The sequence below is a fragment of the Streptomyces sp. Je 1-369 genome (assembly GCF_026810505.1).
GTDB lineage: Bacteria > Actinomycetota > Actinomycetes > Streptomycetales > Streptomycetaceae > Streptomyces.
Window position 1 is genome coordinate 2793464 of sequence record NZ_CP101750.1, and the last position, 14016, is coordinate 2807479.

The 14016-nt window shown below is 70.0% G+C and carries 14 protein-coding genes; 6 read left to right on the forward strand and 8 right to left on the reverse strand.

The features are described 5' to 3' along the window. Window positions 1-127 precede the first annotated feature (127 nt). From NOO62_RS12765 to NOO62_RS12775, 3 genes are all read right to left on the reverse strand, one after another. On the reverse strand, window positions 128-703 hold the full coding sequence (locus NOO62_RS12765) for a TerD family protein (protein ID WP_055545611.1): 576 nt from the start codon (window positions 701-703) through the stop codon (window positions 128-130). Between the two features lie 113 nt (window positions 704-816). Further along, on the reverse strand, window positions 817-1284 hold the full coding sequence (locus NOO62_RS12770; protein ID WP_268771008.1) for a peroxiredoxin: 468 nt from the start codon (window positions 1282-1284) through the stop codon (window positions 817-819). 162 nt (window positions 1285-1446) lie between these two features. Further along, the gene (locus tag NOO62_RS12775; RefSeq protein WP_268771009.1) at window positions 1447-1878 is read right to left on the reverse strand and encodes a DUF3052 domain-containing protein; all 432 of its coding nucleotides are present in this window, start codon (window positions 1876-1878) and stop codon (window positions 1447-1449) included. Between the two features lie 369 nt (window positions 1879-2247). Between NOO62_RS12775 and aceE the strand changes: the two genes are divergently transcribed. Then, window positions 2248-4980: a pyruvate dehydrogenase (acetyl-transferring), homodimeric type gene (gene aceE / locus NOO62_RS12780; protein WP_268771010.1), complete on the forward strand. Its 2733-nt coding sequence runs from the start codon at window positions 2248-2250 to the stop codon at window positions 4978-4980. 246 nt (window positions 4981-5226) lie between these two features. On the opposite strand, the gene NOO62_RS12785 is transcribed toward aceE, so the two are convergent. Next, window positions 5227-5601: a peptidase inhibitor family I36 protein gene (locus NOO62_RS12785; RefSeq protein WP_268771011.1), complete on the reverse strand. Its 375-nt coding sequence runs from the start codon at window positions 5599-5601 to the stop codon at window positions 5227-5229. Window positions 5602-5772: 171 nt separating this feature from the next. Then, on the reverse strand, window positions 5773-7383 hold the full coding sequence (locus NOO62_RS12790) for an MFS transporter (RefSeq protein WP_268771012.1): 1611 nt from the start codon (window positions 7381-7383) through the stop codon (window positions 5773-5775). A 114-nt stretch (window positions 7384-7497) separates the two neighbouring features. Between NOO62_RS12790 and NOO62_RS12795 the strand changes: the two genes are divergently transcribed. The 3 genes from NOO62_RS12795 to NOO62_RS12805 all read left to right on the forward strand — a co-directional run bounded on the left by NOO62_RS12795 (window position 7498) and on the right by NOO62_RS12805 (window position 10427). Next, window positions 7498-8151: a TetR/AcrR family transcriptional regulator gene (locus NOO62_RS12795; protein ID WP_268771013.1), complete on the forward strand. Its 654-nt coding sequence runs from the start codon at window positions 7498-7500 to the stop codon at window positions 8149-8151. Between the two features lie 107 nt (window positions 8152-8258). Further along, window positions 8259-9470 carry an alpha/beta hydrolase gene (locus tag NOO62_RS12800; RefSeq protein WP_268771014.1) on the forward strand — a complete coding sequence of 404 codons (1212 nt, stop codon included), beginning with the start codon at window positions 8259-8261 and terminating at the stop codon, window positions 9468-9470. A 66-nt stretch (window positions 9471-9536) separates the two neighbouring features. Then, entirely contained in the window at window positions 9537-10427 is an 891-nt protein-coding gene (locus tag NOO62_RS12805; RefSeq protein WP_268775595.1) for a DUF4429 domain-containing protein, read from the forward strand. A gap of 15 nt (window positions 10428-10442) precedes the next feature. On the opposite strand, the gene NOO62_RS12810 is transcribed toward NOO62_RS12805, so the two are convergent. Together NOO62_RS12810 and NOO62_RS12815 are read right to left on the reverse strand one after the other, a co-directional pair. Beyond that, window positions 10443-11459 (reverse strand): aldo/keto reductase, encoded by a 1017-nt coding sequence (locus NOO62_RS12810; RefSeq protein WP_268771015.1) that lies wholly within the window; start codon window positions 11457-11459, stop codon window positions 10443-10445. A gap of 3 nt (window positions 11460-11462) precedes the next feature. Further along, window positions 11463-11882, reverse strand: a complete 420-nt coding sequence (locus tag NOO62_RS12815; protein WP_268771016.1) for a MerR family transcriptional regulator — start codon at window positions 11880-11882, stop codon at window positions 11463-11465. A 95-nt stretch (window positions 11883-11977) separates the two neighbouring features. Here NOO62_RS12815 and NOO62_RS12820 point away from each other — a divergent pair, with 95 nt between their 5' ends. Together NOO62_RS12820 and NOO62_RS12825 are read left to right on the forward strand one after the other, a co-directional pair. After that, the gene (locus NOO62_RS12820) at window positions 11978-12475 is read left to right on the forward strand and encodes a GNAT family N-acetyltransferase (RefSeq protein WP_268771017.1); all 498 of its coding nucleotides are present in this window, start codon (window positions 11978-11980) and stop codon (window positions 12473-12475) included. Between the two features lie 18 nt (window positions 12476-12493). Continuing rightward, window positions 12494-13315, forward strand: coding sequence for a serine hydrolase domain-containing protein (locus NOO62_RS12825; protein WP_268771018.1), 822 nt, complete (start codon window positions 12494-12496; stop codon window positions 13313-13315). 8 nt (window positions 13316-13323) lie between these two features. Here the strand turns inward: NOO62_RS12825 and NOO62_RS12830 are convergent, their stop codons facing one another. Beyond that, window positions 13324-13986, reverse strand: coding sequence for a pirin family protein (locus NOO62_RS12830; protein WP_268771019.1), 663 nt, complete (start codon window positions 13984-13986; stop codon window positions 13324-13326). Window positions 13987-14016 lie beyond the last annotated feature (30 nt).

Consider the following 14016-nt stretch of genomic DNA (forward strand, 5'->3'; position numbering starts at 1 on the left):
GTGAAGTCCTCCCCGTGGTGACGGAAACCCCCGGGCAGCGGAGACTGCGCCCGGGGCGGTGAGCGCGTCCGGCGCCGCACCTCGGAACTGTGCGGCGCCGGACGGAGAGCGCTGGGGCGTGCTCGGCTCAGACGTTGACGCCGAAGTCCTGCGCGATGCCGCGCAGGCCCGAGGCGTAGCCCTGGCCGACCGCGCGGAACTTCCACTCGGCGCCGTGGCGGTACAGCTCGCCGAAGACCATGGCGGTCTCCGTCGAGGCGTCCTCGGAGAGGTCGTACCGCGCGATCTCCGCGCCGCCCGCCTGGTTCACGACGCGGATGAACGCGTTGCGCACCTGGCCGAACGACTGCTGACGGTTCTCGGCGTCGTAGATCGACACCGGGAAGACGATCTTCTCGACGTCGGCGGGGACCGCGGCCAGGTCGACCTTGATCGCCTCGTCGTCGCCCTCGCCCTCACCGGTGGTGTTGTCACCGGTGTGCTCGACGGAGCCGTCGGGGCTCTTCAGGTTGTTGAAGAAGACGAAGTTCTGGTCACTGCTGACCTTGCCCTCCGCGTTCGTCAGGATCGCGCTTGCGTCGAGGTCGAAGTCCGTACCGGTAGTGGTGCGGACGTCCCAGCCGAGGCCGACCAGAACCGCGGTCAGGCCCGGCGCCTCCTTGCTCAGCGATACGTTGCCGCCCTTGCTGAGGCTGACTCCCACGAGTCCTCCCAATTGGTGTCCAGGGGCGGGGAGCCCCAAGCGTTGCGTTGCCATCGGATCAACGTGTGGATCCTAGTGACCGGTTCCCGGCCGCGAGCGAAAACAGGGCTCGCTCAGAGCGTTTCGAGCGCTTCGACGTACTCGTTCAGGTCACGCGCGTCGGGCAGACCGTTGACGACGGTCCAGCGCACCACGCCCTCCTTGTCGATGATGAAGGTGCCGCGCACCGCGCAGCCCTTCTCCTCGTCGAAGACGCCGTACGCCCGCGAGACCTCGCCGTGCGGCCAGAAGTCGGAGACCAGCGGGTACTCCAGACCCTCCTGGTCGGCGAAGACGCGCAGCGTGTGGATGGAGTCGTTGGAGACCGCGAGCAGCTGGGTGTCGTCGTTGACGAACTTCGGGAGCTCGTCGCGGAGCGCGCAGAGCTCGCCGGTGCACACGCCGGTGAACGCGAACGGGTAGAACAGCAGCACCACGTTCTTCTCGCCGCGGAAGTCGGACAGCTTCACGGTCCTGCCGTGGTTGTCCTTCAGCTCGAAATCCGGGGCCTTGGTGCCGGCCGCGATTCCATCGAGCGCCATGTGTACGCATCCCTTCGACGGGTCCCCATCGGGTGGGGCTGTTCGGGTGAGTCCACCCTACGTCCGCACCATCCGCACGGCCCGTACCCCACGCATGCGCGAGGCTCCCCGCCGACCCACAGGTCGGCGAGGAGCCTCACCAGCACTCGTTCCGGCGGAGTGCTATCGCTTCTTGACGGCCGCCTTCGGCGTATTGAGACGGCTGCCGTTCCAGTCTTTGCCTGCGTTGATGCTCTTCGTCTGGGACAGGCCCGCGGTGGTGGCCGCCTCGCCGATCTCGCTCGGCTCGACGTAACCGTCACGACCGGTCTTCGGAGTCAGCAGCAGAATCGCGCCGCCGTCCTCCATGTACGCGATGGCATCCACCAACGCATCAGTCAGGTCCCCGTCGCCCTCACGGAACCAGAGCACCACGGCATCAGCCACGTCGTCGTAGTCCTCGTCGACGAGCTCTGTGCCAGTGGCCTCCTCGATGGCCTCGCGGAGCTCCTGGTCGACGTCGTCGTCGTAGCCGATCTCCTGGACCACCTGGTCGGGCTGGAAACCAAGCCTTACGGCAAGGTTCGTCTCCGCGTGGTCCGCGGTCGCGCTCACGGATTGCCTCCTGATCATGTTTTTGGGAATGCCTGTCAGCCACGCGCGTGCGCGGGGCGTTGGCCGTAGTCCACACGGGCGGGACCGATCGCGCAAGTACCCGGCCGCCGAGACCGCCGAAACGGTGACGTTCCCGACCGTGTCGCCGCAACTGCCGCCACATCCGTACGAGACCGAACGGCTCTGCGAAGCGGTTAGGCAGGATGGGCGTATCGTTGCGATTTGGGCCGAGCCTACCCCAGGGGCGGCTGTCGGAGCGTCTCGGTTACCTCTCAGTAGACATGACGTTTGCTTCCGCGAGGTACACGATGGGGAGCGGTGCACGGCCAGGCATGACCCAGGCGAAAGCCCCAACAGCGAAGGAACAGCGTGGCTTCCGGATCCGATCGCAACCCGATCATCATTGGCGGCCTGCCGAGTCAGGTCCCGGACTTCGATCCCGAAGAGACCCAGGAGTGGCTCGACTCCCTCGATGCCGCGGTCGACGAACGCGGCCGTGAGCGGGCCAGGTACCTGATGCTCCGGCTCATCGAGCGCGCGCGGGAGAAGCGCGTCGCCGTGCCGGAGATGCGCAGTACGGACTACGTCAACACGATCGCCACCAAGGACGAACCGTTCTTCCCCGGCAACGAGGAAATCGAACGCAAGGTCCTGAACGCCACCCGCTGGAACGCCGCGGTGATGGTCTCGCGCGCCCAGCGCCCCGGCATCGGCGTCGGCGGCCACATCGCCACCTTCGCCTCCTCCGCCTCGCTCTACGACGTGGGCTTCAACCACTTCTTCCGCGGCAAGGACGAGGGCGACGGCGGCGACCAGATCTTCTTCCAGGGGCACGCGTCCCCCGGTATCTACGCCCGTGCCTTCCTTCTCGACCGGCTCTCCGAGCAGCAGCTCGACGCGTTCCGGCAGGAGAAGTCGAAGGCCCCGAACGGCCTCTCGTCCTACCCCCACCCGCGCCTCATGCCGGACTTCTGGGAGTTCCCGACCGTCTCGATGGGCCTCGGCCCGCTCGGCGCGATCTTCCAGGCCCGCATGAACCGCTACATGGAGGCGCGCGGCATCGCCGACACCTCCAAGTCCCATGTCTGGGCCTACCTCGGCGACGGCGAGATGGACGAGCCCGAGTCGCTCGGCCAGCTCTCCATCGCCGCCCGCGAGGGCCTGGACAACCTGACCTTCGTCGTCAACTGCAACCTGCAGCGCCTCGACGGCCCGGTGCGCGGCAACGGCAAGATCATCCAGGAGCTGGAGTCCCAGTTCCGCGGCGCCGGCTGGAACGTCATCAAGCTGGTCTGGGACCGCAGCTGGGACCCGCTGCTCGCGCAGGACCGCGACGGCGTCCTGGTCAACCGGCTCAATACGACGCCTGACGGCCAGTTCCAGACGTACGCGACCGAGACCGGTTCGTACATCCGCGAGCACTTCTTCGGCGACGACCACCGGCTGCGCGCCATGGTCGAGAACATGACCGACGAGCAGATCCTGCACCTGGGCCGCGGCGGTCACGACCACAAGAAGGTCTACGCGGCGTACGCGGCGGCGAAGGCCCACAAGGGCCAGCCGACGGTGATCCTCGCGCAGACGGTCAAGGGCTGGACCCTGGGGCCGAACTTCGAGGGCCGCAACGCCACGCACCAGATGAAGAAGCTGACGGTCGACGACCTCAAGGGCTTCCGCGACCGTCTGCACATCCCGATCACGGACAAGCAGCTGGAGGGCGGCGCCCCGCCGTACTACCACCCGGGCCGCGACTCCGAAGAGATCCAGTACATGCACGACCGCCGCCAAGGTCTCGGGGGCTACGTCCCGACCCGCGTCGTGCGCTCCAAGCCCCTCCAGCTTCCGGAGGACAAGGCGTACGCGGCCGCGAAGAAGGGCTCGGGGCAGCAGTCGATCGCCACGACCATGGCGTTCGTCCGCATCCTGAAGGACCTCATGCGGGACAAGGAGATCGGCAAGCGTTTCGTGCTGATCGCCCCCGACGAGTACCGCACCTTCGGCATGGACGCGTTCTTCCCGAGCGCGAAGATCTACAACCCGCTCGGCCAGCAGTACGAGGCCGTGGACCGCGAGCTGCTCCTCGCGTACAAGGAGTCGCCGACGGGCCAGATGCTGCACGACGGCATCTCCGAGGCGGGCTGCACCGCGTCCCTCATCGCGGCCGGTTCGGCCTACGCGACGCACGGCGAGCCGCTGATCCCCGTCTACGTCTTCTACTCGATGTTCGGTTTCCAGCGCACCGGCGACCAGTTCTGGCAGATGGCCGACCAGCTCGCGCGCGGTTTCGTCCTCGGTGCGACCGCCGGACGCACGACGCTGACCGGCGAGGGCCTGCAGCACGCGGACGGCCACTCGCAGCTGCTCGCCTCCACCAACCCGGGCTGCGTCGCCTACGACCCGGCGTTCGGCTACGAGATCGCGCACATCGTCAAGGACGGCCTGCGCCGGATGTACGGCCCCGACAGCGAGGACGTCTTCTACTACCTCACCGTCTACAACGAGCCGATCCAGCACCCGGCCGAGCCCGCCGACGTGGACGTCGACGGCATCCTCAAGGGCATCTACCGCTTCAAGGCGGGCGAGCAGGGCGCCATCCCGGCGCAGATCCTCGCGTCCGGCGTCGCGGTGCCGTGGGCGGTCGAGGCGCAGCAGATCCTGGCCTCGGAGTGGAACGTCAAGGCGGACGTCTGGTCGGCGACCTCCTGGAACGAGCTGCGCCGCGAGGCGGTGGACGTGGAGCGCCACAACTTCCTGCACCCCGAGGAGGAGCAGCGCGTCCCGTACGTGACGCGGAAGCTGTCCGGCGCCGAGGGTCCGTTCGTGGCCGTCTCCGACTGGATGCGGAGCGTCCCCGACCAGATCTCCCGCTGGGTGCCCGGCACGTACCAGTCGCTCGGCGCGGACGGCTTCGGCTTCGCCGACACGCGTGGCGCGGCCCGCCGCTTCTTCCACATCGACGCGCAGTCGATCGTGGTCGGCGTGCTGACCGAGCTGGCGCGTGAGGGCAAGGTGGACCGCTCCGTACTGAAGCAGGCGGTCGACCGCTACCAGCTTCTCGACGTCGCGGCGGCCGACCCGGGTGCTGCGGGCGGCGACGCGTAGCACGTCAGGCCCGACAGGGCGGTACGAGCCGGAGGGCGACGGGATCGGATCCCGTCGCCCTCCGGCTTTCCCGCGGCGTCCGCGGGCCCGTCGGGACATGTCGTGCGTCGCGCGATCCGGCCGGTTCCGCGACCCCGTACGGCCGCGTGAGCCGGGGAGCTTGCGCGTGGTGCGTCCGGGGCCCGCCACCGTCCGGGTACCCGTCTCCGGCTCGCTCAGACCTTCCTCAGCTCTCCCACACCTTCCTCAGCTCTCCCAGACCTTGAAGGCCCGGACGCGGTACGGCGATGCGGGCGCCCAGGTGCCGCCGCCCGGGTATGTGTCGAACTCGCCGGTCTCCGCGCACTCCGCCGACTGGTACGTGGTGACGGGGCGTCCCGTGCGGTTGGCGAGGGCTTGCGCGCTGCTCCCCTCCGGCAGCGCGGTGCAGCTCTCGATGTCGATGTCCGACAGCTCGTACACGTGGCGGGCGCCCTTGAAGTCCGCCTTCTGCCAGAGACAGAGCTCCCCCGGGCCGCAGGGGCGCAGCGTCGGCGGGGCGGCGGCTCCGGCGTGTGCGGGTGTGAGGATGACGGCGGCGAGCGCGGCTGCCGTGACGGTCGTGGGCATGGTCTTACGCATGTGCTGAACCCCCGTGTGCTGCGGATCTTCTGACTGCACTGTGGACCCGGCCGCCGGGGCGTCGGAAGGGGTACGAATGCCGCTCATCCTGATAGGCGAAAGCCCCCCAGGATGTCCCTGAGGGGCTTTCCCCGATACGCGTCATTCAGATGTGCGGCTCAGATGTACGGCTCAGATGTGGCCGACGCCCGCGCCCGCCTCGGCGTTGTCGCCGCGCTTGGTCAGGAACGCGACGAACACCGCGACCACGGCGACGCCGGTGGCGACCAGGCAGGCCATGCCCATGCCCGACATGAAGGTGTCGTGCGCGACCGAGGTGATCTGGTCGGCGACGGACGGCGGAGCCTTCGGCGGCACCGGCGCCACACCGACCTGGACGGCCTCCGCCGCCTTGTCGAGCTGGGCCTCGCTGAGCGGCGGGAGCTTCGCATCGGCCCAGTTGTCGGGGAGGTCGCTGTCGACCTTGGAGGCCATGACGGCGCCGAGGACGGCCGTGCCGAGGCTGCCGCCGATCTGCATCGCGGCCTGCTGGAGGCCGCCGGCGACGCCGGAGAGCTCCATCGGCGCGTTGCCCACGATGACCTCGGTGGCGCCGACCATGACGGGGGCGAGGCCGAGGCCGAGGAGGGCGAACCAGATAGACATGAGGCCGCTGCCGGTGCCCGCCTCCAGCGTGGACATGCCGTACATGGCGATGGCCGTGCAGAGCATGCCGCCCGCCAGCGGGATGCGCGGGCCCATCTTGGTGATCATGGCGCCCGCGAGGGGCGACCCGATGATCATCATGCCGGTGAGCGGCAGCAGGTGCAGACCGCTGTCGACGGGGCTCATCCCGTGCACGTTCTGCAGGTAGAAGGTGACGAAGAACAGTCCGCCCATGAACGCGATGGCCATGAGCACCATCAGGACCACGCCCGCGGACAGCGGCACCGAACGGAACAGGGCCAGCGGGATGAGCGGTTCCTTGACCTTCGACTCCCAGACCGCGAAGAGCGCGAAGCTCACCACGGAGACGACGATGAAGGTCCAGGTCATGCCCGCGCCCCAGCCCCACTCCGGGGCCTTGATGAGCGCCCAGACCAGGCAGAACATGGCCGCCGAGAGCAGCACGATGCCGACGACGTCGAAGGACTTCGGCGCGTTCTCGGCGCGGTGGTCCCTGAGGATGACGATGCCGAGCACCAGGGCGATGATGCCGACCGGCACGTTGATGAAGAAGACGGACTGCCAGCTGACGTGCTGGACCAGGAGACCGCCGAGGATCGGGCCGCCGGCCGTGGAGGCACCGATGACCATGCCCCAGATGCCGATGGCCATGTTGAGCTTCTCGGCCGGGAACGTGGCCCGGAGCAGGCCCAGCGCGGCGGGCATCAGCAGGGCGCCGAAGAGCCCCTGGAGCACGCGGAAGGTGACCACCAGCGCGATGCTGTCCGAGAGGCCGATGGCTCCGGAGGCGGCGGCGAAGCCGACCACGCCGATGAGGAAGGTCTGCCGGTGGCCGAAGCGGTCACCCAGCTTGCCGGCGGTGATCAGTGCGACGGCGAGCGCGAGGAAGTAGCCGTTGGTGATCCACTGGACGTCCGCGAAGGTGGCGCCGAGGTCCTTCTGGATGGCCGGGTTGGCTATCGCCACGATGGTGCCGTCGAGGGCGACCATCATCACGCCGATCGCCACGGCGAACAGCGTCAGCCAGGGGTGGCCACGGAGCCCCTTGGCCGGGGCCGGAACGGGTGCGGGCTCCGGCGCCTCGTCCGCCTTGTCGACGGTGATCTGACTAGTCATGCGAGGAGATTAGTGACAGCGACTGACAGTTGACAAACCATTTCACAAGTCGGTAACTGTCACGTAGCTCACAGGTATGGTGAACTGGGAAAACGCGAGGAAGAGGGCCACGGTGTGAAGACGACCCAGCCGGCGACGGGACTGCGCGAACGCAAGAAGCAGCGCACCCGGGACACCCTCCTGCGCGTGGCACTCGAACTCTTCACGACCAAGGGGTACGAGGAGACGACCGTCGACGAGATCGTCGAAGCGGTCGACGTCTCGCAGCGCACCTTCTTCCGGTACTTCGCCAACAAGCAGGAAGCCGCCTTCGCCGTCCAGGAGATGATCGAGGCGCGCTTCGTGCAGGCCGTGCGCGACCGCCCCGCCCACGAGGCCCCGCTGGAGGCGCTGCGCGGCGCCGTCCTCGGCACCTGGGAGGCGATGGGGCAGTCCATCGAGGAGGTCGTCCCGGTCGAGCTCCACATGCGCACCTACCAGATGATCGAGTCGACGCCCACGCTGCTCGCCGTCCACCTGCGCCGCTCCATCGAGACCGAGGACGAGGTCGCCCGTGTGATCGCCGAGCGCGAGGGACTCGACCTGGAGACCGACCCGCGGCCGCGCGTGGCGGTGGCCGCGTTCAGCGGGGTCATGCGGATCACGGGGCGCCAGTGGGGCGCGGGCGAGGACACCAGCCCGGAGTCGATCCGCGCGCTGACGGAGACCTACCTCGACCACCTGGGGCCCGCCCTGGCGGAGGGCTGGCGCACCCCTCACGGAGCGTGACCCGGCGGCAGCGGATGCGCCCGCTATGCCTCAATTCACCCATCAGAAACGTGATCTGCACCACGCGATGCACGGTAAACATCACGGTTCTCCTAGGGTGTTCCGTAGTGACTTCCTTCGACTCCTCCCCTCAACTCAACGCATGGCGCGCTCTGCTCGCGCTGGCCGTCGTGTTCGTCATGCTGGCGACCACCGGCTGGACCGCCGTGCGCCACAACAGGGGCGACGCGTCGCCCCTCCAAGCCGCGCTCTCCGCCTGGGAGCGGGGAAGCATCGACGGGCGCGCCCTGCCCGACCCCGATGCCTCCGCAGGCCGGCTCGCCCGTTTCTTCGCCTCCCTCGACGGACACCAGCGCAACCGGCTCGCCGGCCGCTACCCGCTCGCGGTCGGCAACATGAACGGCGCACCCACCACGCTCCGCTACCGCGCGAACCACATCGCACTGGGGCAGGCCCGCAAGGTCGAACGTGAGCGCATGCACGACAAGCGCCTCTCCCCGCTCGGTCAGCAGGAGGCCGAGCGCAGGATGAAGCGGTTCGGCGTGATGATGCGCCCGGGACGCCAGGTCCTCGCCTTCGACCCGATGGGCTCCGGACGCATGGCGGAGGTCTTCGGGGACCTGGACAAGGCCCGCCGCGTCTCCGTCGTCGTACCGGGTGTCGACACCAACGTGCTGACCTTCGAGCGGACGTTCCGCAAGTACTCGGCGCCGGTGGGCATGGCGAAGTCGCTCTACCGCGCGGAGCGCGCGGTCAGCCCCCGCGCGCGTACCGCCGTGATCGCCTGGGCCGACTACACCGCGCCCGTCGGCATCGGCGTGGACGCGGCCACCGCCATGCGCGCCGAGGACGGGGCGACCCGCCTCGAAGCGATGGTGCGCGGCCTGCCCGGTCGTACGCCGGTCGCGCTGTACTGCCACAGCTACGGCTCCGTGGTGTGCGGTGTGGCGGCGCGCGACCTGCCCTCGCGGGTCAAGGACATCGCGGTGGCGGGGAGCCCCGGCATGCGGGCCGACTCGGCTTCCCAGCTGGGCACGGGCGCCCGGGTCTGGGCGACCCGGGACGGTGACGACTGGATCCAGGACGTCCCGAACATGGAGTTCGGCGGGCTCGGCCACGGCGCCGACCCGGTGGCCGCGGGCTTCGGTGCGCGCGTGTTCTCCGCGGCGGGCGCTCGCGGCCACACCGGCTATTTCGAGCCGGGCACGGAGAGCCTGCGGAACTTCGCGGAAATCGGGACTGGTTCGTACCACGCCGTGCGGTGCGCGAGCGAGGACGGTGCCTGCCGGAAGAATATTTCCGGCGGGGCAGCGGCCTGACGCGCGTAGAAATCGATGAAACAGCGGACCGCCGCAGGAGGGACGGAGGCGCGCGTGCCGCCTACGATGAGCCGCATGGGTGATGTTCTGGCCGGATTTCATGCCGCCTGGGAGTTCGAGTCCGACTCTGTGCTCATCCGCTTCGAACGGGGAATCCGCACGCCGAAGCTGTTCCAGGCGCTCGGCGAACGGCGCATCCCCCATGAGGCGATCTCGGCGGTGACGCTCTCCCCCGGCAAACGCGGGACCGTGGTGCTGCACGCCGTGCCGAGACCGGGCGCCGATCCTCTGATGGAGGCCGCGGCGGGTCAGCTCAAGGAGAGCTGCGACCCGTACCGCCTGGTGCTGCCCGCGGAGCGGGAGACGCTCGCCGAGTACTACGCGGACGAGCTGCGGGCGCAGCTGCCGCCCGACGACGGCGAGAGCGCGGACCGCTTCCTGGTGGCGCCGCCCGAGGCGCCGCTGCAGTTCAAGGCGTACGACGGGAAGGCGTCCTTCGACGGGAAGCTGGTGTCGTTCCGCTGGTTCTGGACGGGGGCGTCCTCGGCGAAGTGGAAGGCCGGTGACCAGAGCTTCCTGGTCACCGACCTGAGCGGCATCGAGTGGCGCTCCCCCGAGGTGTTCGAGGGTCATCTGCGGCTGCTGCGGCGCGAGACGCCGGTGGCGCAGCCCGCACAGGCCGACCAGGACCCGGCGGCCGTCGTCTTCGGCCTCGGCTACGGGCCGGTCCACGAGTCGCTGCCGTTCGCCGCGTCGGTCCTCGCCGCGGTGCGGGCGTCGGGCCCGGCACCGAACTCCGACGGCATGAGCACCGTCGCCGCCGTGGCGCCGGCCGTGCGGCGCGACCCCGCGGACATCGCGGAGCGCATCCGGCACCTGGGCGAGCTGCACCGGGCGGGCCTGCTCACGGACGACGAGTTCACGGTGAAGAAGACCGAGCTGCTCGCCGAGCTGTGAGCTGCCGGGCAGGAGCTACTCGCGTCCCGCCGACGTGAAGGTCATGTCGGCGTAGCGGTCGCCCGCGACGGCGGCGGCGATCGGTTCGAGGGCGGCGAGGTCGTCCTCGGTGAGGGTGATGCGGGTGGCCGCGGTGTTCTCCTCGACCCGGGTGGCCTTGCGGGTGCCGGGGATCGGGACGACGGGCAGGCCGTGGAGGTCCGCCTGCTGTTGTACCCAGGCCAGCGCGACCTGGCCGACGCTGGCTCCGTGCGCCTCGGCGACGGAGCGTACGGGGGCCAGGAGGGCGGCGTTGGCGGTGGCGTTGGCGCCGGTGAAGCGGGGCTGCTGGCGCCGGAAGTCGTCCTCGCCGAGCTCCTTGTCGGCGCTGACGAACGAGCCGGTGAGGAAGCCGCGGCCGAGCGGGGAGTAGGGCACGAGGGCCACGCCGAGGTCGGCGGCCGCGGGGACCACGCCGCGCTCGATGTCGCGGCTGAAGAGCGACCACTCGGACTGCACGGCCGCGATCGGGTGCACGGCGTGCGCGGCGCGCAGTTCGTCGCCGGTGACCTCGCTCAGGCCGATGTGCTTGACCTTGCCCGCGGCGACGAGCTCCGCGAGGACGCCCGCGGTCTCCTCGATCGGCACGTCCGGGTCGCGGCGGTGCATGTAGTAGAGGTCGATGACGTCCGTGCCGAGGCGGCGCAGGCTCGCGTCGATGCTGGCGCGGATGTACGCGGGGCTGTTGTCGATGCGCCGCTTCGTCGGCTCCGCCGGGTCGATGCCCAGGGCGAACTTGGTGGCGATGACGATCTCGTCACGGTGTGCCTTGACGAAGGGGGCGAGGAACTTCTCGTTCTCGCCCATGCCGTAGACGTCGGCGGTGTCGTAGAGGGTGACGCCGAGGTCCAGGGCGCGGTCCAGGGTGGCGCGGGCCTGCTCGGTATCCGTGGGGCCGTAGGCGAAGCTCATGCCCATGCAGCCGAGCCCCTGGACGCCGACCTCGGGGCCGCCCGTGCCGAGCCGCACCTTCGCGATTGCCTTGTCCGTCATCAGTCAGGGCCTTTCCGACGCCTTGCGGGCGCACGCATAGTTGTCGATCTTGTAGTCGAGGACGGCGAGGGTGTCCTGCAGCTCGGTGATGCGCGCGCGGACGTCGCGCCGGGTCCGCTCCAGGAGTTCCTGGCGCTGCGGGAAGGTGTGCTGTCCTTCGCGCACCAGCTCCGCGTACCGGACCATGTCCGCCACGGGCATCCCGGTCAGCCGCAGCTTGCCGACGAAGGCCAGCCACTCCAGGTCGCGGTCGCGGTAGCGGCGCTGGCCCGTGTGGGAGCGGTCGATGTGCGGCATCAGGCCGATCCGCTCGTACCACCGCAGGGTGTAGGCGGAGAGACCGGTGCGGTCGACGACTTCACTGATCGTGTAGTGGTCCTGTCCGTCCGGTTTCGCCTGGGCGCTGATCTCCGTCACCGTCATGACCCTCACGCTAGAACCTTGGAGTGCACTCCAAGCAAGCCGGTCGGGAAGAAATTCGGGAGACGTCTCAGCCCCTGGTCACTACGGTCCCCCGCATGAGTCCCGTACGCCGTGCCACGCCGGAAGACGCCGCAGAACTGCTCAGACTGAGGCAGGTGATGATCGACTCCGTGTTCGCGGGCCGCTCCGCGGCCGCCGGGGGCGCCGCCGGGTCCGACACGAGCTGGCACGCCGAGTCCCTGCCGACCGTACGGCGTCGGCTCGCGGAGCCCGAGGGTGACTTCGCGGCGTTCGTCGTCGATCATCCGGAGCGCCCCGGCGGGCTCGCGGCGCTGGCCGTCGGCACGATCGACTACCGGATCGGGCGCGCGGGCAATCCGCACGGCCTGACCGGCTCCGTCTTCAGCGTCGCGACCGACCCGGACCAGCGGCGCAAGGGGTACGCGCGGGCGGCCATGGAGGTGCTGCTCGACTGGTTCCGTGAGCGCGGGGCGGGCAGCGTCGACCTCAACGCGTCGGTGGACGCGGAGCCGCTGTACGCGTCGCTCGGCTTCGTCCGCAAGCCGGACCCCTCGATGCGCCTCAACCTGTGAGCCGCTTAGGCTCGGGGCATGCAGAGCCTCGCGATGATCGAGAACTGGCCGGTCCCCACCGCCGCCGCGGCCGTCGTCCGGGCGGACGGCACCGTCGTGGGGGCGCACGGCCCCACGGACCGGCGGTTCGCGCTCGCCTCAGTCACCAAGCCCCTCGCGGCGTACGCGGCGCTCGTCGCGTACGAGGAGGGGGCGATCGAGCTCGACGAGCCCGCGGGGCCCGAGGGGTCGACGGTGCGGCACCTGCTCGCGCACACCAGTGGCCTCGCGTTCGACGAGCACCGGGTGACGTCGGCGCCGGGGACGCGGCGGCTGTACTCCAACGCGGGGTTCGAGGTGCTCGGCGACCACATCGCCAAGGCGACCGACATTGCCTTCGAGGAGTATCTGCGGCAGGCGGTGCTGGTGCCGCTGGGAATGACCGGCACCGCGCTGGAGGGCGGTCTTTCGCCCGCCAAGGACGGCGTGTCCACGGTCGATGACCTGGTGCGGTTCGCGGCGGAGGTGCAGGCCCCGCAGTTGCTGGACGCGCGGACCGTGGCGGCGGCGATGACCGTGACGTACCCCGGGCTGAAGGGCGTCCTTCCCGGGTACGGGCATCAGAACCCCAACGACTGGGGGCTCGGCTTCGAGATCCGGGACTCCAAGACGCCCCACTGGACCGGCACCTCCTCGTCTCCCCGGACCTTCGGGCACTTCGGGCAGGCGGGTACGTTCCTGTGGATCGACCCCGACGCGCAGGCGGCCTGCGTCGCGCTCACCGACCGGCCCTTCGGACCGTGGGCCGCCGAGGTGTGGCCCCCGTTCACCGACGCGGTGCTCGCCGACCTCCGCGGCTGAGGCCCGGGTCAGGAGGCGCTCGTCATCTCCCAGATGAGCACCTCGGCCCCGCCCGACGCCTCCCCTTCCAGCGCCGGCTCCGCGCCGATCCGCGCGGAGTCCCCCGGCCTCAGCAGATCACCCGCGAGCGACAGCGCGCCGCGCACCACGTGGACGTACACGAACGGCGCCTCCGGGACGGCGAGACGCTCCCCCGCCGCCAGATGCCGCACGTGCAGGAGCGCCCCCGCGCCCGGCACCGCGTACGGCGTCGAGTCGGCGATCCCGCGCACCACCTCGTAGGACGGGTCGCCGCCCGGGGCGAGCGGGGCCAGCCACATCTGGACGAAGACCAGCGGGTCGGGGCCGTCGTTGCGTTCCACGTGGCGGACGCCGCCCGCGGCGGAGAGGTGCTGCACGTCGCCGGGGCGGACCAGGGACGAGTGGCCCTCCGAATCCCGGTGGGTGAGCTCGCCCTCGACGACCCAGGTCACGATCTCCGTGTGGCTGTGCGGATGCTCGTCGAAGCCCGCGCCGGGCGCCAGGCGCTCTTCGTTGCAGGCCAGGACCGCGCCGAAGCGGAGGTTGTCGGGGTCGTAGTGGGGGCCGAAGGAGAAGGCGTGGCAGGACTCGATGCCGGCCGCGGTCTCCCCGCCGCGGTACCGGTCGCCGGAGCGCCGTACATCAATCACGCTCCCCACGGTAGGACAGGTCCCGGCCCC